This is a genomic window from Pseudomonas sp. MF6755 (genome assembly GCF_016405635.1).
Taxonomy (GTDB): domain Bacteria; phylum Pseudomonadota; class Gammaproteobacteria; order Pseudomonadales; family Pseudomonadaceae; genus Aquipseudomonas; species Aquipseudomonas haemolytica.
Genome location: NZ_JAEKDA010000021.1, coordinates 39,842 through 59,040, shown reverse-complemented (window position 1 = coordinate 59,040; position 19,199 = coordinate 39,842). Strand labels below are relative to the sequence as shown.

Below are 19,199 nucleotides of genomic sequence, written 5' to 3'. Positions count from 1 at the left end.
ACCCCATCTATAGGGGTATCTGGCAGGTTTCTTCATTCAGGATGTGTGTTTCTAGCTCCGGCCTGCTCAAAAGGAAGGTGACTAATGCGTATTGATCGTTTAACCAGCAAATTGCAGTTGGCCTTATCGGACTCCCAATCCCTGGCGGTCGGCCTCGACCACCCGGCGATTGAGCCTGCGCACTTGATGCAGGCGCTCCTGGAGCAGCAAGGTGGTTCTATCAAGCCCTTGTTGATGCAGGTGGGCTTTGACGTCAACAGCCTGCGCAAGGAGTTGAGCAAAGAGCTCGACCAACTGCCGAAAATCCAAAACCCTACTGGCGACGTGAATATGTCCCAGGACCTGGCGCGCCTGCTCAACCAGGCCGACCGCCTGGCCCAGCAGAAAGGTGACCAGTTCATCTCCAGCGAACTGGTGCTGCTCGCCGCCATGGACGACAACAGCAAGCTCGGCAAATTGTTGCTGGGCCAGGGCGTGAGCAAGAAAGCCCTGGAGAATGCCATCAACAACCTGCGTGGCGGCGAGGCGGTGAACGACCCCAACCACGAGGAGTCGCGCCAGGCCCTGGACAAATACACGGTCGACCTGACCAAACGCGCCGAAGAAGGCAAGCTGGACCCGGTAATCGGTCGTGACGATGAAATCCGTCGCACTATTCAGGTCCTGCAACGTCGCACCAAGAACAACCCGGTGCTGATCGGTGAGCCAGGCGTGGGTAAAACTGCGATAGCCGAGGGCCTGGCCCAGCGCATCATTAATGGTGAAGTGCCGGACGGGCTGAAAGGCAAGCGCCTGTTGTCCCTGGACATGGGCTCGCTGATCGCCGGTGCCAAGTTCCGTGGCGAGTTCGAAGAGCGCCTGAAATCCTTGCTTAACGAATTGTCGAAGCAGGAAGGGCAGATCATTCTGTTTATCGACGAACTGCACACCATGGTCGGCGCCGGTAAAGGCGAAGGCTCCATGGATGCCGGCAACATGCTCAAGCCAGCCTTGGCGCGGGGCGAATTGCACTGCGTCGGTGCGACCACGCTCAACGAATACCGTCAGTACATCGAAAAGGATGCGGCCCTTGAGCGGCGTTTCCAGAAAGTGCTGGTGGAAGAGCCGAGTGAAGAAGACACCATCGCGATCCTGCGTGGCCTGAAAGAACGCTATGAGGTCCACCATAAGGTGGCGATCACTGACGGCGCGATCATTGCGGCGGCCAAGTTGAGCCATCGCTATATCACTGATCGCCAGTTGCCGGACAAGGCCATCGACCTGATCGACGAAGCGGCCAGCCGTATCCGCATGGAAATCGACTCCAAGCCGGAAGTGCTCGACCGTCTGGATCGGCGCCTGATTCAACTGAAAGTCGAATCCCAGGCGTTGAAGAAAGAAGAGGACGAGGCGGCGAAGAAACGCCTGGAAAAACTCCAGGAAGAAATCGTGCGCCTGGAGCGTGAGTATTCGGACCTCGAAGAAATCTGGACCTCGGAAAAAGCCGAAGTACAGGGGTCGGCGCAGATCCAGCAAAAGATCGAGCAGTCCCGCCAGGAGCTGGAAGCCGCGCGTCGTAAAGGCGACCTTAACCGCATGGCCGAGTTGCAGTACGGGGTGATTCCGGACCTGGAGCGTAGCCTGCAGATGGTCGACCAGCATGGCAAGCCTGAAAACCAGTTGCTGCGTAGCAAGGTGACTGAGGAAGAAATTGCCGAAGTTGTCTCGAAGTGGACCGGCATTCCCGTGTCGAAAATGCTTGAGGGCGAGCGCGACAAGCTGCTGAAAATGGAAAGCCTGTTGCACCAGCGCGTCATCGGTCAGGAAGAGGCAGTTGTCGCGGTGTCCAACGCGGTACGGCGTTCCCGGGCCGGTTTGTCCGACCCGAACCGCCCGAGCGGCTCGTTCATGTTCCTCGGCCCGACCGGTGTGGGTAAGACTGAGCTGTGCAAGGCCCTGGCCGAGTTCCTCTTTGATACCGAAGAGGCCATGGTGCGGATCGATATGTCCGAATTCATGGAGAAACACTCGGTGGCTCGCCTGATTGGTGCACCACCAGGCTATGTGGGCTACGAAGAGGGCGGTTACCTGACCGAAGCCGTGCGGCGTAAGCCTTACTCGGTAATCCTGCTGGATGAGGTCGAGAAGGCCCACCCGGATGTCTTCAACATCTTGCTGCAGGTGCTGGAGGATGGTCGCCTGACCGACAGTCACGGGCGTACTGTGGACTTCCGCAATACGGTGATCGTGATGACTTCCAACCTGGGCTCGGCGCAGATCCAAGAACTGGTGGGTGATCGTGAAGGCCAGCGCGCAGCGGTGATGGATGCGTTGACTACGCACTTTCGCCCGGAATTTATCAACCGGGTCGATGAGGTGGTGATCTTCGAGCCTCTGGCACGGGATCAGATCGCAGGTATCACTGAGATCCAACTGGGTCGCCTGCGTAGCCGCCTGGCTGAACGCGAGCTGGACCTGGAGCTGAGCAGCGAGGCGTTGGACAAGCTGATCGCGGTCGGTTACGACCCGGTGTATGGCGCACGACCACTCAAGCGTGCGATCCAGCGCTGGATCGAAAACCCGTTGGCGCAATTGATCCTGTCGGGCAGCTTCATACCGGGCACCCGCGTCACGGCAACAGTGAAAGACGACGAAATCGTCTTCCATTAAGTCCAGCATCCGGCGTAAAAAGAAGAGGCCCCGCGTTGCGGGGCCTTTTTTTTCGCTAGGGCGTTGAACTGTAAGGCAAAGGCTTGTAAAGTGCGCCCCGCAGCAACGTCAGCCCACGGGTTTCTTCTCCCCAAGAAGAAATCAGAAACAAGCGCAAATCATTGTCTTAAAAGCAATTTAAAGGGTTGACAGGGGTTTTTAAGATTGTAGAATAGCGCGCCTCAGACACATGAACGTAGCGATACGGGCAAGTCGAAGAGAAGGTAATACGCAGTAGAAGTTGTACTTTGAAATATGTAGTTCCGTGATAGCTCAGTCGGTAGAGCAAATGACTGTTAATCATTGGGTCCCAGGTTCGAGTCCTGGTCACGGAGCCAATTTCAAACCGGGGTATAGCGCAGTCCGGTAGCGCGCCTGCTTTGGGAGCAGGATGTCAGGAGTTCGAATCCCCTTACCCCGACCATTTTTGGGTCGTTAGCTCAGTTGGTAGAGCAGTTGGCTTTTAACCAATTGGTCGTAGGTTCGAATCCCACACGACCCACCATTTTTGAGACCAGTTAGCGCTGGAATCAAATCTTAGAATCAGAGGTTCTAGCTCTGATAGAGGCGGTTTTACGGTTTTGGAAAGTGTTACAGCACTTAGATATCGCCGTAGACATGCAGCCGTCTGAGGCGAACAGTAGTTTCGGTTCGTCATGATGTCAATGTGCATCGGTTTTGCGATGTGCATTCCGGGGTATAGCGCAGTCCGGTAGCGCGCCTGCTTTGGGAGCAGGATGTCGGGAGTTCGAATCCCCCTACCCCGACCATATTCAATGAAAAAAGGCGCCTTTATGGCGCCTTTTTTTGTGTCCTTGAGCAAAGTCGTACCGTTCGTCTGAAAAAAGCCGGATTTCGACATGGCGCTTTACTCCGGGCAAGCGAAAGCCTCTGGCCAACCAGAATTCCCTACATGCAGTGCGCTTTGCTTATGAGCGTACTAGGGCGATGCTCGAGAAAACGATGAGCTTCGCATTGAATGCTCAGTTGAGGTGCGTTTCCTGAATGTGCCGACACCAAGCCCGCTCGCCATTAGCGTCAATAGTAGACTCTGCTCTACTTGATCTACTGGTGGGTCCATAGAGCATGTCATTGACTCGCGATGCAGTTGCGCAGATGCGAGCTCGAGAGCCCTCTGTAACGCGCCTCGGCCAGTCGACTTGGTCGGCCGATCAATACTGACCTCTGTGCTGGTAGGTTGTTGTGGAGCTGGCAACTTCTTGGGCTTTGGTTGAGCGGTTTCCTGTGAATGCACACCTATCTTGGCGGGTAAGGGAGTAGAGGGTGTGCCACTTGGATCAACCCGTCTCACTCGGCTTAGAGCGCCCTGAGCCAGGCTTCGCTCATGCAGAACAGCGCGCATATGGTCGTAGTCCGCCTCTATGTAATTCATCGTTGTCGCTAGATTCGAGTGATTCAGCAGGCTTTTCGTGAGATGAATGTTTCGCTCAGGCTGCTTCATCAAGTCTGTTGCTAATGTGTGCCTGAAGCGGTGAGGGGTCATGCGCACGCCAATCTTATCGGTGAGCTTGCCGTACATTGACTCCACCTGGTCGATGTTCATTTCCTTGCCATGGAAGTGACGAGAGAATCTGTTGACGTTGAACAGCTGATCGTCTGGTGAAAAACCGATTTTCTCGGCCTCCCCCAGGATCCTGGATAAGTGTGGAGCGAGTCCTTCCATAATGGGGAGGAAAAACTCCCGATGGGTCTTCTCTGTTTCACCGCGGACCAAGATCATCTGGCTGTCCCAGTCGATATCTTTGTAGCGCAGGCACAGCAGGGCATTCAGACGTATGCCTGTGTAATAAAACATCTCGAAGACGCTGAGCCAGAACCAGGCAGGTGTGATCTGGCTACGTTCATGCGTACAACGTTCTTGGCCTACAAGGGATGTGAGCCAGTTGCGTGCTCGTTGGATAGCGTCTCCATTGATTGTCTTGCTGGCTCGCTTCGGTGGGATAACGCTGGTTTTCTTGAATGGGTTGATCGAGGTATGGGTCATCAGGCCGTGTTCTATGGCGTAACCCCAAACAGTTCGAAGGTGATTTGAATAGGTGTTCCAGCTGCGTTTGGATAATCCATTCTCAAGGACTTTTTTTCGCCATGCCAGAACCGCACGATGATCTATCTCCTCAACTGAGGCCGTTCGGAAATGCTTAAGTAGTGCTTTGGTCGAGGCACGATAGATCTTTGCACTGGCAGGTCGTAGATCATGGGCAAAGATGTATTCCTCCGTCAGATTCGAGGGCGTCGTCATTGTGGCGGCTCCGTTGCTTCTGACTTCAAGGACAGGCTGATATTGTCGAAGGGGACCTCAGAGAAGATTGTTCGCGGGTCTAGAAGTAGGTACCCCTTGAGCTGCTTGGATTTTCGAGGTCCAACAACGTCGCAGGTCCAAATATTCAGACTCTTATGCGTTTTTCGATGAAGTTTTTGTTTCTCGAAACTGCGTTGAACCAGCTGCCAGGCGCTGACTTGCTGTACTTTGGCCTGCTGTTCGATGTGGGGGAACTCAAGGACGTAGCGCTTGAATATTCCAGGCGTTACCAGCATAGCGGTCCCTGCTACGGTGTGAACCAGCGCTTTGGTATCGTTGATAATAATGGTCCGGGATGCGATGCCTTTCTTAAGCCATTCAACAAATCCCTGACCGATCTCGGTGTTATTGCTAGGCATCGGGGTGACTTCTTCGATTATTGCTAGAGGCGCACCTCCTTGATTGGAGGTTTGGGAAGGCTGGATGTCATCCAGTTTCGGAGGCGCGGTATGTGCTGCTGAGACCTCTTTGTTTTTGGTGTCTTCTGATGGCTCATTGATGTTACCAAGGAGCGCCAGTAGCTCGTCAAATTCCTCGCTACTGCTCGAGGAATGCTGCGGGAGTTCGAACGGTGATGGCTGTGCCGGTGCTAAAGGCGCCGGCACAGGGCTGGATTGAATGTCCGTAGGCAACTTTTTTGCCGGTGTGGCGACGTTATTTTCAGCTGGAGAGTCTTCTGCCGGGTTGCCAGCTTCCACCTCAAGGGTCCCAGCGTAAGCTGTGGGCCGATCATTTGGATCATTCCAGATCAGTGCCGGTGAGAGCTTCAGCAGGGTGAAGGTGTTTCGCCAGCCACAACCATTGTCTATCGTAGCTTTCCAGATTGCCTTGTCTTGGGCATTGGTTTGGATTACCCCCTGATCTTGCAGCATGTTGAAGAAAGGCGCATTCGAACTGGGTACGCCTTCAACGCCTTGGGTCAGCAAATAGGCTCGCAATTGATCAGCAATAGGCTTGCTAACCAGCCAAAGAGCATCCTGTGTCAGCCAACCATCTGACGGTCCATCGGGTTGATTCAGTTTGAATGTATCTCGGACCAGGTGACGCAACCCATCTGCCAATTGACGCTGCAAAGACTGTTTGGGCGCGGATAGCGCGCGGGCTGGATTTCCACCGAGTTCCTGTGCGACGGACGCCTGATCGGCCTTGACCACGATCTCGCCCAAAATGCCGGCATTTTCGTACTGACCAGCCAAAATGAAGATTAACTGCGACCACACTTCAGGGAAATTACTGAGCCAATCTAAGATTTCTGAGGAGAGGATCTGCGCGTAGATCAGTGCGGCAGCGGCTCCGTGAAGTTGGTAGTTGCGTCCTTTCACGTAGCGGAATCGATAGGGACGATCGATTGGACCGTGCCAGGGGTGCCAGGTTTTACCTCCTACCAGCTCGACGTGCACGTCGACGGCGATCTTGCCCAGGTCGTGTATCAGAGCGCCATAAGCCGCGGCGGCAGTCCAGGCCTCAGCCTGTGCTGATTGAGACTCCGGCGGTGCGCCTATAGGTAGCAGATAGCTCTGTCGAATTTTCAAGGCATAGGCGACGATTTCAAGCCCGTGATCCAGCATGCCTCCACGGTGTGCATGATGGTGGTTTTGCGAAGCAGGGAGCTGCTGGACCAACTCCGCGTAGCGCTCAAGTGGACGCCGATACAGCTCGACAAACTGTGAGCGAGATAACGATGCGCGCTGCCAAATGTTCTCCAGTAGTTTTTGACGGCGTGGCGATGCCAGCAGTGCTTGGCTAGAGACCGGTTGTATAAAGCCGTTAGGGGAGGGGCTTTGGGCGGGTAGCGCTTTTTTGCGGCGGAAAATAGAGAACATCGCCTGCTCCGTAAAAGATTCATGGGGCAGGCTTTTCTCCTATCAAAGGGGGGCGAGCAAGGGGAAAAGATCACTGGTGGTCTCGGGTATTTCTTTTGGCGAAGAGCCATCTTTCTATGGTGGTGACGGAGAAAGGAATGCAGAATTATCGTCGTTTCGGTCTAAGGGCGCGGTGCCGCAGATCGACCATGTGAGGAAAAAATTGATGGTTTCACTTCGCTACGCTACGAAATCAACCTCTGATAATGTTTGGGCACTTTGTGATTTGATACGTGACAATAAGTGTGACGAGATCATTCTTTTTGCTAGCGTAGGGAATGATCTTGACGATGAAGAAGCAAGGTGGGACAACAACCTTCCTTTGGTTGTCGCCTTAGCTAAATATATTATTCCTCACGTTGACAGCGTCTTGGTCGTTTTTGATGGGGTTTTTTTAACCGCTGCGCGTCCCCCTCGTTATGGTGAAGTACGAAACTTGCTGGACGTAGCTATTGCGTCAGACAAGATTTATTACTCTGGGCAGAGAGCTCCACTCACTAGCGAAATGACTCCTGACCAGGCAGTTTCAACTCTTATTAATTTAGGTTCTATCCAACCGTTGACGGTTGAGTCCAGAGCTGAATACTTTTCTTTGCTTAGTAATTTTACAGAAGACGAGTTAGTTGAAATGTATTCGACGCAGGAGATGCGTTGATTTGATGGGACCTTTTCCCGCTGAAAGCGGCCCTTTCGGGTAAGGCTTTTACCCTTGTGAACCATTCCATTCGCTTCTACAGAACCCTTTACCTTTTGGGCCATTTCTGCAGCGAAAATGGGACGGCGCTAGGTGCCAAGGGTAACGGCCGTTTGTCTCATGATCTTGCGGCAGAGAAAAAACGGTATTATAAGTAATGTCATATCGCCCCTAGATGGGGTTAGAAGGAGACGCACCATGACCACGCAGACCTCTCAGGGAGTAGCAAGTCGCTTAGGCTATGGCCTGGGTCAGGCTGCGCGCCTCGTTTGGTGCAGTCAGAGCCGCACGTTGCGTTGGGTCAAGCGTTTGGCGGTGGCGTTGGTGCTGTTGTATTTTTCAGCGGGGATGTTTCATTGGATTGCCAGTGTATTCATGGGTGTCCTGGCCACAGTACTGATATTTCTAGCAATCGTGAAAGGGGATTTTTCTGTCCTAGAAGGTCAGCCTGGGGCCGTTGAGTCGGAAGATGGCTTTCGATACGGCCTATCTGGTTATGGTCAATATTCGAACGGTGCACGGATTGACTCTGATGATGAATAGTTGAGGATGCCGCTAACACATCCTCACTAACTTGACCAATCTTCTAAGTTTTTTTGCTTGAAATGTCACCCAGGGCCTGTTTCGCTAGTCCACCCCCTTGGGAGCCAGCTTTTTGAACCCCATCTGTACCTGTTTGTAGCCCGCCCAGTACTGAGCCTGCCTTAACTCCCGCCCAACCTAGGGCGCCCATCCAAAACACTGGCAGAATAATGAACATTGCTCCCATCACGAAGTTTAAAATTGCATCCTGAGTGGCAGTGTTCAATCCCATTACAGGATCAAATGAAAGATATGGTGATCCTGCTCCATACAATGCATCGAGTATTGTGCTGTCTACCCATCTTGCTAGTTGAAACCAGAAGTCTACGAAGATCAGGGCAAAAAACGTCACGGTCAAGGTCATAGCAACTTGAAGTTGGTAAGCTCCGACGATTAATACCAACGGAATGCAGATCACCATCGCCATTTTCAAAAAAGCCATGACCATCGGTAGCGCTTGACGAACCATGTCCATCGCTGGGAAATAGGCCATAGATCCTAATGCAACTCCAAGAGTCCCCGCTGCCCGGGCTGCTCCATTCCACACGGTTCCGTTGATTTGCCCCCCGTAATCCGTATAAACATCCCCTTTCACCTGGTTCGACGGCGAGACCAGTTGCCGAACAAGCGAATCAGTCACATCTTCCGGGGATAGCCACTTTGCCCAGCCGAGCATTTTGGTCATGAGGTCCGGCGACACTTGAGCCTTGATACGATCCCGCAGTCCCACTCCGCTATCCGACCACCATTGTTTGCAAGTTGGATAGCCTCCACCTCCACTCACTTGTGGTAAACCCACATCGCGAGATGCGCTATAGGGCCATGAGGCCCTTGGAGTTTTGGAGTAGTCCGTGTCGTAATACCCCGAGGTGTTCAATAAATAGTGCGAACCAATCCAGCTGAGTTCTTTTGCAAAACGAGGGTCATTCCCTTGCGCTCCCAATTCGGGTTGGCGCATGAATAATCTGGCACGGGAGGGACCGTAGCAATCATGCGTGAAGTCGCCAATTTCCTGAGCCAATAGCGGGTTGTTGATCTTGGTGTTGCTAACTTCCATGCGTACTTGCCGTAGATCAGTTCCGCAGGGAATTGCTGCTACAGCGCCACTGGTTAATCCCTTTGATAAAGCGTGCATTAATGCCCACCACATGGGCATCTGGGCACTCTTTCCTGCCAGTGAGCTGAATGTAGTGTTCCAGCCTGTGTCTGTGGGTTTAGGTAAGTTGTATTGACATTGCTGAGCTCTACTCTGGTCAAATGCCAAGGTATCAAAACTCACATTGACGGCTGGTACAGCGAAGAATGCGACCACGATGTAGCCAACGTAGATATTGGTCTCGATACGTGCCAGTGAGAGAACGCCTTTGTTGCCCTCATCGGCTCCCTCACCACGGACTTTCAGCCACTCTCGAATAACGATGATGCAGAAGGGGAGGGCGAATAGACCGGTATCTGAAATCATCGCCCAGATACCATTGTTGATGATCCAGCCGACCAACGTCAGGTAGTACTCTAAATAGTCATTGGTGTAGAGCGTCACAGAACACCCCCTGCCTGATACAACACCTTGCTCAGTTCAACCATCAGAAATAATAAGATCACCATTATCTCGATCTTTAACAGTCCTTTGCGCCGTTTCGAGCGTTCTGAGTTCGATAACCGTGCCTTGAATTTGAACCAGGCAACGGTCAGTGCGATATAAAGCATTAGGCGCCAGGTAAAGAGCGGCCAATAGTGGTCGGTGCGCCAGGCTTGCCATTGCTCGGCGCTGTCGAACATGTTCATCAAGGCAGCGCTGAGTAGTACTACGAGAGCGGTAGTCGCGAGCAAAACACCCAGAACAAGCAGAATGCTCCTCCCGGTTCGTCTAACCAGCGAGCGGTTGGGGGCGGTGACAGGCTCCGGCATATCGGTCATGGCCTTTCTCACTGTTTGTTCTGGGCGGGTGACTGCAACTGGTCTAATCGATCCGTTTCTGGTGCTCCCGAGGACACACCACGAGAGTCTTCTGCCCGTGCTTTGCTGCGTTCAATGATGGTCAGAGGCGAGTTCTTCGCGAGCTGCTGACGCATGTCCAGTTCCATTTTGAGGTTGCCGATCTCCTGTTGCAGCGAGGAGCTCTGCTGGCCGACTGCCTGGACGGCGAGGTCATTAGCCGCGACGTTCGGTTCCCGACTGCCTGCCATCAAGGTGCGCTGCAGGGTCAGAGCTTTCTCCAACACATCGGACAACGCGACTTCGGAGGCAAGCCGGCGAGCGAGTACGTCCTGGTCGCGCTCATCCTTGAGTGCTGCTACAACGCCTCGGGTGATGGGTAACGAGTTGCTGCTCGCTGCTTCAAGGTTTTCTAGCGACAGCGTTTTGCTTCCGCTCAGTAGTTCCTGCAGGGCCTTCAGCTTGGTGTCGTACGTTTCCTGGATCAGCGGCGTGAGGCCGACGCCTGCGGCTGTCACCGTTTTAGGGCAACTGTCACAGGTCTGCTGTTGTTGTTCCCCTAGGACACGATTGGCAAAGGTGGTGGCTTCCTGGGGCGATGACCAGACATTGCATACCATGCCGTTGTTGCAGTTCGCTTTGCTGATGGATGCGGTGTCGCCGGCCGCGCGCTTGTTCAGGAGGTTGTAGCCCGCCTTGGTGACGTCGCCTACGATACGAATTGGCTTCTGACCGGAACCACCTGCTCTATCACCACCAACCCAAGTGACGCCATCGTTACCACCTTTCTTTTCGACTTGTTCCACCGCCGATACTGCGTCCGTGTTGGATGTTAGCGCCTGACTCATAGCCTGACCTTCAGCAAGCTTGCCCCAGCCCATTTGGTTGCCGGCGATATCCGCCATCTTTTCGCCAATGGCGCGGCAGGTGCCTTTGGAGCGGTCGAAGTCCAGGCGGGCCTGCAAAATGCCGTTGGTGATGAGGTTGTATAGCGCCGGGTTCGCACGTTGAAGAATCAGTGCCGGCAGCGAAGCCACGGCGCTGGTGGCGCTCTGTACCACCGAGCTCATGATGTTTTTGAAGCCGGAAGTTGCACCATTCAATTGGTTTTCAAGGGTTGTGCTCAGGCTCATGTTCCCGCAGATTAGATTGGTATTCCAACCGCCTCCCACAGAAATACTATCCATGTTGCCTGCGCTCCCCATGGTGACTGCGTTGCCGCCGCCAATGCTATACAGCACGTTGTCCCCAATGACGCTTCCGGAGGATGAGACGTTGATTGGATCAGCAGAGAGCGCTATTGCACTGCTGAGGCTGCAGGCGAGCCCTATCGCCAAGGTAGTGAGTTTCATGCTTTGCTCCGATCGCTGTTTCATTGGAAGTCCGTACTGCCGAGGAAAGTCTGGCCACGACGCTGGCAACACGAATACGGGCGCCAGAGTGCCCAGGCGTAGCCGCCATCCTGCGCATCGATGTTCGGACCGATGGTGGGAAAGGTTGCGCAAGTCGGGTTGAGGACTGGGGTGAGCTCTTGCCACTTACCAGTGGAGGCGTCACCTTCGCGTAGCGGCCCTGCAGGCCAGTAGCCGGGGTAGGGAAGGGCGAGCATCGGCAAGTAGACATGGACCTGGCCTGGGCGGGTAACCACGTCGCCGGCACGCTGCGCAATAACTGCGCCCGTTTTGTAGTCGTCAGTCTGGTTAAGGAAGCCGCTACGCGGGTAGACGTTCCCCCAGCTGCTTGCTGAGAGCAGGCTACCGACTTCACGCATGCCCGGAATGAGTGCTTCGGGGTATACGGATTCCGGGACGCCGTATCGCCAAGCAATGGGGTCAAGGGTGCTCAGAAAATAAGGCACAAGCGGTAAGGTTGCGCCTTTGCATACATAGCCCGAGGCGCTGGCAAACTGACTCAACGCCGCACCACCTGGATGGCCGATGACATCGGCTTCCTTGAATTTGATGATGTTGTTCTCGGCAACGTGATTGGTAGTGCCGTCGTTACCCGCTTGGGCCATCGGATTCGGGGTGCCAAGAGGTGACATCTCTATCCAAGGGTTCATCCCGGTATTTGCATATGCAGACACCACAGCGTCCGGTACGTAGTGACGAACCTTGGTCGAGGTTTTGACTTTGCATCCGAATGGCGTGCAGAGCAGCCAATAGCAGATGCCGACCACTTTGTATTCCAGGCAGGTTGGTGACAGGGTCGAGGCAACAATCGCTGCCGAGTTGATCGCAGCCGATGCACTGAATGACAGGCTGAAAGTGATAGCCAGCGACAAAGGCCGGATCGCAAAACGTGAGCGTCTCATCGTGACAGGCTCCGTGCTCGTTCAATCAACGCGACGGCTTTAGCTACGTCAGGCTCGCCGTACACGACGTAGCTCCGATCTACGACCACGGCTGGGAGTTTTTCGACTCGCAGGCTCCAGGCGTCTGTGACGCCCTGCTGGGCTTGGGCCAGCTCGTTTTGCAGATGCTTCCCTGCAGGGCTGACCAGGTAGCGTTGAATGGCCGCTTCTGCCTGGCGTGGATCGGCGGGTAGTTGGTTGGAAAGTTGTTCTTCAAGGCGCTGCTGATCATCCAGGAAGATGACGCGAGCGCCAGAAGGTGCGGATACTGGATGTGCTCGGTTTGTAATAACCCACGTCTCCGCGTGGGACGCAGTGGACAAGAACAGTAGCAGTGAAAACAGCCAGCGCCGCGTTTCGCTAAGGTGGGTAAGGATCTGGAGCATGGCACCGTACCTGATATGGATTCAGGTACAGAAGACCGGATGGCTGTCTTGAGCGCAGTAAGAAATAGGAATTTGGAAGCTTTGGGTATTTGAGAGCGAAAAATTCGTGTGGGTTGGATTAGAGATGGCACTTGGTCGGCTCAAATTGACGACGCAGTGAGTACGCAGTTAACTGTCTATCCATACAGTAACTATTCAGGCCAAGTTTATGAGCGCGACCCTTCTTGGTCCCATCGCCGGCGGTGGCCATTCCCTGCCGATGTACTCCAATCCTGTCTCGGCTGGATTTCCCTCGCCGGCGGCTGATCATCTGGAAAAGTTGATTTCGCTGGATGAGCTTTTTGAAATCCGTGCACCACACGTTTACCTGGCTAAGATCCAGGGCGACAGTATGCAAGGTATCGGTATTTTCAGCGGTGACCTGGTGATCGTTGACCGAAGCAAAACAGCCCGTCATGGAGATATCGTTATTGCGGCGCTCAATGCCGAGTGCGTGTGCAAGCGTCTGCACTGTCGAGATGGCCAAGTGATTTTGATGGCTGAAAATCCTAAATATCCCCCCAGGTACGTAATGGAAGGCGACGAGCTTGTGATTTGGGGTGTGGTCAACTACAGCGTGCGCGACCATGAGCGTTAAGGTCGACCTCAACCCTGCCTTGCCAATTTTCGCGCTCGCGGATTGCAACAGCTTCTACGCCAGTTGCGAGCGTGTCTTCCGACCGGACCTGGCCAGCACGCCCATCGTGGTATTGAGTAACAACGATCTGAGGGGTGGATATCGTTAGTAACTCCTGTAGAGTCCGCGCCACCTTCTGAACCCATCTGGAACAGCCGCTTCTAGGCTTCATAAGGCAACCCATAGGTGATGGTTTAGGGCAGCGGCATGAGGCTGGTATTCGCAACAAAAGACCTAACATTGGTAGGTCGATCCTTTGAAGGCTTTCCTTTGCTGATTGGGTCAGAGGGATGGCCAGTCGAGCCGGCACAATCCTTCCTTTGGCACACGCTGATCGAATTAGGTGAGGCCCTAAGCGATTTGACCTGGGAAGCCTATGGGCGGCGTCTGTACGATTACTTCGCCTTTCTGGAAGCCAATGGTTTAGCGTGGGATGAAGAAAGCCCGGCCCATGGTCTGAGCATTCTGTCGAGGTACAGGGATTGGTCTAGCGGAGAATTAGCACTTGATCCCAAAACGGTAAACAGCCGACTGGCCCTGATCGTGAGGTTCTACCGATGGGCCAAGCAGCGCAACCTGATAACCGTGCTGCCCTTCGGTGAGAAAAGGGTCAGGGTGGCTCCACATTCCGGTCTTCTCAGTCATGTCGCTAAACCCGGAGCCGAGAGCACGAAGGCTTCGGTGATGGTGCGTGACCGCAAGCGCCTGACCAAATTCTTGACCAAAGATCAAGTCAAGGTATGCCTTGCGCTAGATGCTGATCCAAGCCACCAGATATTGTTTCACCTCATGGTACGTACAGGCCTCCGCTCCTGTGAGGCTAGGTCTTTTCCTCTCAAGTATGTGTTCAACCCTAGGTTGAAGAGTGGACTGCGCCCAGGTCAAATGATCAGCGTTGCCCTTGATCCTTCAGACATGCATATCAAGTACGACAGACCCAGGACTATCGATGTGCCATGGTCGCTGATGGAGAGCATGTGGTCTTATTCCCTTCACCAGCGAGAGGTCCGTAAGTCCAATGGTGATGAGAGTGTTACTGCACTGCTGCTCACTAATGAAGGCAGGCATTACTCAAAGGATTCCGTAGTGGACGTTATGAAGTCCTATGAGCGAAAGTGCGGCTTCTATGTTCGGGCTCATATGCTACGCCACACTTATGGGACGTATACCTTGCTTGCTCTTCGAAAAAGCAAAGAATTTGAAGGTGAGCCGCTATTGTATGTCAGAGACAGGCTGGGGCATTCCGATGTTCAAACAACGATGATTTACTTGCATCTCATCAACCAGCTGGAGGCTCAATCCGTTCTTGCGCATGAGGACGAAATTGACATGATGTTCATGGCTGAATCCACTAAACGCACCTGGGGTAGTTACGTTGGCCCGGCAAAAGAACTATAAGGCGGTCCTGCAGTCCGTCACGAAAGGATTCGAGGCTGTCGAAGACAGCATCAAAATTGATTTACCTAGAAACCCGAGAAATCATAGGCAGCTCGACCATTCTCAATACATAGGTTTGGGCTTCGACGCTTGGGCAATTCAAAGCATTTACGTTATCAAAGCGTTGCTGCAAGGAGGGAACTTCTCTGTAGCCACTTTGATTGGTTACTCTGTGAACGGGTTGAGGTTCTTTCTGCGTTTCGTAGGTGGAAGTTCGGTCGAGTCGCCGCCCGCTACGCCGAACGGCCTGACCAAACGCCATTTGGAACGTTATGTCTCTTGGCTAAAGCTAAAGTACCCCAACGGCTCGACAGCCAAGAACTATTACACCAGCTTTAAGTCATTGGTCTTTGTTCTGGCTGATTATGGATTTGTAGAAATCGATACTGACGATCTCTTTCCGCCCAATCCATTCCCCAACAATGCGCAGAGTACGAAAGACGCAGATCCGCTTACCATGGGGGAAATGCAAAGGCTACTCGGGGCATTAAAGTCCGACCTTGTTGCTATCCATAAGGGCACGTTCCTTGGCAATGGAGCAGAGGCAATGGCAGTGATGCTACTAATCACGGCGGCGAGGTCAGGTATTAATACCACGCCACTTTTAGAAATGACGAGAGACGCCCTAAAGCCTCACCCGTTTGTGCCAAATCTCAGATTGATAACTACTAACAAGCGTCGGGGTAAAGGTGCGCAAAGTAAAACAATACGTCAAACTAATCTGCTAGATAAGTACAGCGCTATTCCGCTCGATGGAGTTGCAGTCTTGAATAAGGCCCTTGAAATCAGCAAGCCGCTTGTAGCACTAGCATCCGAGGAGATTTATTCATATGTATGGTTGTATCGTTCAGGGCAACGGGGTGGCGCGAACAACATTGTTACCCTGACGGCCGGCGCTTTATACGTGTCTATCAAAAGTATTTGTGAGCGTCACGCACTCCAGGACGATCTAGGTGATCGACTACATGTCACGCTTAGTCGACTGCGGAAGACTATGGAAAGCCGTTTGTGGAAGCTGAGCGGTGGAGACATTCTAGAAGTGTCCTCCGTTATGGGCCATACGCCGGGCGTTGCGGATAATCACTACTTAAAAATCAATGATGAGATTAAGACCGAAGGGGCAACTTTTGTTGGGGAGGCTTTTCCAGACAAGCTACGGGGCATCCACGTCACACCTACCCCGCCAGGCGGCTGCAAAGATAGCCTTTACGGTGGTTGGGCGCCTAAGGACGGCGTAAATCACTGTTCTGAGTTTATTCACTGCCTCGGTTGCCCTAGCTATGCGATTGTAGGCACATTGGAGGACTTATACCGGCTGTTCAGTTACCAGCAGTTCCTTCATGCCGAAGTCGAATATTTTCTCACTGATGAGTGGGAGGCATGGCGTAAGCGTCAGCTTGACTATATTAACCTTATCAATGAGTTCACTTCACGAAAATTTGATGCCGCTTTAGTTGAGCGAGCAAAGTCCAAGGCTGAATCAACTCCGCACTTGTTCTGGGCTAAAAAAATCGAGTTCATGAAGAAAAAAATGGGAGGCGGTAGTTGAACATACGAAGCACGAACGCGGTATTGAAAGCATATGATGTCCTCATTGCACAACCGGTAACAGCCAACGGTCTGAGTCCCGCACAACGAAATGCTATTGTGATCAGTGCCATCGTTAATGAACGTGGCGAGACACTGGTTCTCAGTAGGTTTGGCGATGCGCAGTGGGATCTTCGTCCGTTTTTTGATCAGGCCAACGTTGCCCCTTCTTATAAATTTATCAATTGGGATATGAGCATGCCTCGGGCGCTCATTGATGACTGCAAAGCGGTTGCTTATGCATGGTTTAAGCGAGGTCTACCTAGATCTAAGCCTCCTATCGCACGGGGTATCACTACTTTCGCTGTTGCAAGCGTGATGCCGTTTATCCGTTGGTTGAACAATCTGGGAGTTTCAAGGTTTGCGGATGTCCGTCCGATCCATATCAGTAATTATGTTTATCATTGCAAGGATGAGTTGAAGCTAAAGCCTGTTCCTCTCTATGGACGGTTGCGGGTTATTGATTTTCTTTGGGTGTTTGCTGCTGATGCGATTTTTCCCTTTCAGAGTTATCCTTGGGGTGACTCGAAATTGTGGCGGATTTGCGGAATTGGCAAAGTAAAAGGGTTGGATGCCGCCAATAAAAACGTCGGGCGGACGGATATTATTCCTCCTAATGAACAATCAAAAATTTTCAATTATTGCGAAAGTATCGTTCGGGAGATGAAAGCTGAGTTAGCGGTCAGTGGTATAGGATATCATCCTAGTGATGAACGAATGTCAATTCGATGCAGAGATGCTGTGCTTTATATAGTTTCAATCACTAGCGGTATGCGCAATGACGAGGCCATTGGGATTGAGGTTGGCGCTTGGCGCAAAGAGGTAAAAAATGGAGTAAAAAATGGAGTAAAATTTTGCTGGGTACCCACAATAGAGCATAAGACGGGTAAGGGTCGCGTAGAATATCTTGTCCCTGAGTTGACTCTGGATGCGCTGGATCTTTTGGCCAAATATTCAGTCACTATTAGAAAGGAACTGGAACTAGAGATTAGAAATCTTGCAAGAACTATCGATCCCATTAATCCCGCCGAACACCTTCTGAGGCTGGAAAAGGCTCGCAAGGACTCTAAGAAACTATTTTTGGGGCGGCACGCTCAGGGCGGTAAACTTCAGGATAAACATGTTGAGGCGCTTAGCGGGCAAGCATCCAATGCTGCGTTTGACCGTATAGCTAAAGCCGCTGGAAGCGATTGGCCATTGAGGACGCATCAATGCAGACGAACATATGCAAGATGCTTTGTGGAATCCCGTATGGGGCGTACTTCGCTAATCTATCTCAAATGGCAGTTCAAACACAGCAGCATGAGCATGACCCAACTCTATGCGTCCAATCCGTTGCAAGACCTGACCCTTTTTGATGAGATCTTGCAGCAGATGACAGAGTTTAAAATCGACCTGATCGAATCATGGCTTGATGACCAGCCATTGGCAGGTGGAGCTGGCGAAAAGATTGTGGAATTGCGGGCAATTCCAATCAAGGATAGGGCCGCTCTACTTGCCCAGACGGCCCCACATGCCAACATCCGTGCGACTGGACACGGCTGGTGCATTGCAACGGAGCGGGGCTGCGGAGGCGCAGGCCTATACGAGGCCACACGGTGCCCAGGGTGCAAAAATTCGGTGATCGATGAATTATTCGCCGGCACCTGGCAGGACATTTACATCCAGCAGAAAGAGCTTATCAAAATCGAAGACGCTGGACCTGCCGTGAGGCAGCGAGCAGAGCGCGACTTGCAAGTCGCGCTCGCCGTCATCACGAGCTTGGGTCTCTCTCCCATAAATGATGATGCGGACGAGGCTGCAAATGGCGAATAAGTCCACCCAGGATCACACCCCAGGTCGTTCAAGATTTAAGACCCTCGACGCGCTGGATAAGGTGATTGATAGTCTCGTCGCAGGCAATGAGAAGCTCTCCATCGCGTCAGTTGCCCGAGCAGCAGGTGTTACGCCCGGTCTCATCCACAATACCTACCCAGCGGTGGCTGAGAAAATTCGCAACCTCATGGGCAAGTCGGTACGCGCCCAGCGAGATTCGAAGCACCAGGCGCTAATGAGTGAGAAGGAGAAAAACAAATTGCTCCGTGCGGAAAACGACCGACTTTTAGAGGAGGTGGCCCGGATTGCTTCTGTAAACCAGCGCCTGCTGTTCGAAATGGCTGAGTTGAAAGCAGTCTCCAGCGGAAAAGTTGTCGCTATGACTCCGAAACCCGGCAAATAGCCCCTGTTGGCATTTGACCGTCCAAAGCTGATCAAGCCGGGGGACGTAGCTGGGACTAAGCATCTCGCGCTTCATTCCCCAGTCTGGGCTCACAGGGACACGTCCGGGTCGCATCGTGCCCCGACCCCATTTCGCATTGATTTGATCCATCACTTGCATGACTTTCTGGGACGCGGCGGGCTGCTCATTGGCGAACAGGTCAGGTGTGTACTCGCTTGGATGGCAAATCTCCAACAGCAGAATTTCCGCTTTGCTGAAGGCAAATCCAGGTGAGTAAATCAATTCCAGTTTGGATCGCAGCCTTGGTTATGCCTACGTCAAACTGCACCAGCACCTAGTTGTGTTTTCCGTAAAGGAGGTAGGTTGAGAAGTAGCCCGGCCCACCGTTGAATCAAGCATAGACTTGTGAGGTGTACGGCCTTGAAGCTACCCTCTGCCTTTGGTTCTAGGTTGGTAGTAAC

Annotated in this window: 15 protein-coding genes, 4 tRNA genes and 2 pseudogenes; 13 read left to right on the top strand and 8 right to left on the bottom strand. The window is 52.8% G+C overall.

The genetic code is table 11. The features are described from left to right. The first annotated feature begins 84 nt into the window (after nt 1–84). The 5 genes from clpB to JFT66_RS24925 all read left to right on the top strand — a co-directional run bounded on the left by clpB (nt 85) and on the right by JFT66_RS24925 (nt 3,458). A complete protein-coding gene (gene clpB, locus JFT66_RS24945; protein WP_034118041.1) occupies nt 85–2,649 on the top strand; it encodes an ATP-dependent chaperone ClpB in 2,565 nt (854 codons plus the stop codon). A 301-nt stretch (nt 2,650–2,950) separates the two neighbouring features. Next, nucleotides 2,951–3,026, top strand: a tRNA-Asn gene (locus JFT66_RS24940). Between the two features lie 9 nt (nt 3,027–3,035). Then, a tRNA-Pro gene (locus tag JFT66_RS24935) sits at nt 3,036–3,112 on the top strand. A gap of 5 nt (nt 3,113–3,117) precedes the next feature. Then, nucleotides 3,118–3,193 (top strand) — tRNA-Lys (locus tag JFT66_RS24930). Nucleotides 3,194–3,381: 188 nt separating this feature from the next. After that, a tRNA-Pro gene (locus JFT66_RS24925) sits at nt 3,382–3,458 on the top strand. Between the two features lie 170 nt (nt 3,459–3,628). Here the strand turns inward: JFT66_RS24925 and JFT66_RS24920 are convergent. Continuing rightward, complete coding sequence (locus JFT66_RS24920; protein WP_057710702.1) at nt 3,629–4,948, bottom strand: tyrosine-type recombinase/integrase; 1,320 nt, start codon at nt 4,946–4,948, stop codon at nt 3,629–3,631. Continuing rightward, entirely contained in the window at nt 4,945–6,831 is a 1,887-nt protein-coding gene (gene mobH, locus JFT66_RS24915; protein ID WP_057710703.1) for a MobH family relaxase, read from the bottom strand. Before mobH ends, JFT66_RS24920 begins: the two co-directional genes overlap by 4 nt. 76 nt (nt 6,832–6,907) lie before the next feature. On the opposite strand from mobH, the gene JFT66_RS24910 reads away from it, so the two are divergent. After that, a complete protein-coding gene (locus tag JFT66_RS24910; RefSeq protein WP_169878781.1) occupies nt 6,908–7,525 on the top strand; it encodes a hypothetical protein in 618 nt (205 codons plus the stop codon). 237 nt (nt 7,526–7,762) lie between these two features. After that, complete coding sequence (locus JFT66_RS24905) at nt 7,763–8,107, top strand: DUF3742 family protein (protein ID WP_057710704.1); 345 nt, start codon at nt 7,763–7,765, stop codon at nt 8,105–8,107. 43 nt (nt 8,108–8,150) lie between these two features. On the opposite strand, the gene JFT66_RS24900 is transcribed toward JFT66_RS24905, so the two are convergent. Genes JFT66_RS24900 through JFT66_RS24880 form a run of 5 tightly spaced genes read right to left on the bottom strand, consistent with a single transcriptional unit; the run spans nt 8,151 to nt 12,820 of the window. Further along, on the bottom strand, nt 8,151–9,686 hold the full coding sequence (locus JFT66_RS24900; RefSeq protein WP_162524920.1) for a conjugal transfer protein TraG N-terminal domain-containing protein: 1,536 nt from the start codon (nt 9,684–9,686) through the stop codon (nt 8,151–8,153). Beyond that, the gene (locus JFT66_RS24895; RefSeq protein WP_057710706.1) at nt 9,683–10,063 is read right to left on the bottom strand and encodes a hypothetical protein; all 381 of its coding nucleotides are present in this window, start codon (nt 10,061–10,063) and stop codon (nt 9,683–9,685) included. Before JFT66_RS24895 ends, JFT66_RS24900 begins: the two co-directional genes overlap by 4 nt. An 8-nt stretch (nt 10,064–10,071) precedes the next feature. Beyond that, the gene (locus tag JFT66_RS24890; RefSeq protein WP_371321885.1) at nt 10,072–11,457 is read right to left on the bottom strand and encodes an integrating conjugative element protein; all 1,386 of its coding nucleotides are present in this window, start codon (nt 11,455–11,457) and stop codon (nt 10,072–10,074) included. Next, nucleotides 11,454–12,395 carry a TIGR03756 family integrating conjugative element protein gene (locus tag JFT66_RS24885; protein WP_057710708.1) on the bottom strand — a complete coding sequence of 314 codons (942 nt, stop codon included), beginning with the start codon at nt 12,393–12,395 and terminating at the stop codon, nt 11,454–11,456. The genes JFT66_RS24890 and JFT66_RS24885 overlap by 4 nt, the downstream gene beginning before the upstream one ends. After that, entirely contained in the window at nt 12,392–12,820 is a 429-nt protein-coding gene (locus JFT66_RS24880; protein WP_082628814.1) for a TIGR03757 family integrating conjugative element protein, read from the bottom strand. The genes JFT66_RS24885 and JFT66_RS24880 overlap by 4 nt, the downstream gene beginning before the upstream one ends. A gap of 208 nt (nt 12,821–13,028) precedes the next feature. Between JFT66_RS24880 and JFT66_RS24875 the strand changes: the two genes are divergently transcribed. The 6 genes and pseudogenes from JFT66_RS24875 to JFT66_RS24850 all read left to right on the top strand — a co-directional run bounded on the left by JFT66_RS24875 (nt 13,029) and on the right by JFT66_RS24850 (nt 18,738). Continuing rightward, nucleotides 13,029–13,457: a LexA family protein gene (locus tag JFT66_RS24875; protein ID WP_082628815.1), complete on the top strand. Its 429-nt coding sequence runs from the start codon at nt 13,029–13,031 to the stop codon at nt 13,455–13,457. After that, a pseudogene (locus JFT66_RS24870) lies at nt 13,447–13,584 on the top strand (Y-family DNA polymerase); the annotation flags it as partial. The gene JFT66_RS24875 and the pseudogene JFT66_RS24870, both read left to right, overlap by 11 nt. Nucleotides 13,585–13,703: 119 nt before the next feature. Continuing rightward, nucleotides 13,704–14,894, top strand: coding sequence for a tyrosine-type recombinase/integrase (locus tag JFT66_RS24865; RefSeq protein WP_198721184.1), 1,191 nt, complete (start codon nt 13,704–13,706; stop codon nt 14,892–14,894). Beyond that, a complete protein-coding gene (locus JFT66_RS24860; protein ID WP_232923562.1) occupies nt 14,872–16,482 on the top strand; it encodes a hypothetical protein in 1,611 nt (536 codons plus the stop codon). Before JFT66_RS24865 ends, JFT66_RS24860 begins: the two co-directional genes overlap by 23 nt. Nucleotides 16,483–16,505: 23 nt before the next feature. Further along, nucleotides 16,506–18,335 carry a tyrosine-type recombinase/integrase gene (locus JFT66_RS29925; RefSeq protein ID WP_233097189.1) on the top strand — a complete coding sequence of 610 codons (1,830 nt, stop codon included), beginning with the start codon at nt 16,506–16,508 and terminating at the stop codon, nt 18,333–18,335. Continuing rightward, the gene (locus JFT66_RS24850; RefSeq protein ID WP_198721185.1) at nt 18,325–18,738 is read left to right on the top strand and encodes a TetR family transcriptional regulator; all 414 of its coding nucleotides are present in this window, start codon (nt 18,325–18,327) and stop codon (nt 18,736–18,738) included. Before JFT66_RS29925 ends, JFT66_RS24850 begins: the two co-directional genes overlap by 11 nt. A gap of 9 nt (nt 18,739–18,747) precedes the next feature. On the opposite strand, the pseudogene JFT66_RS30315 reads toward JFT66_RS24850, so the two are convergent. Then, a pseudogene (locus JFT66_RS30315) lies at nt 18,748–19,026 on the bottom strand (DUF4113 domain-containing protein); the annotation flags it as partial. Nucleotides 19,027–19,199: the final 173 nt, after the last annotated feature.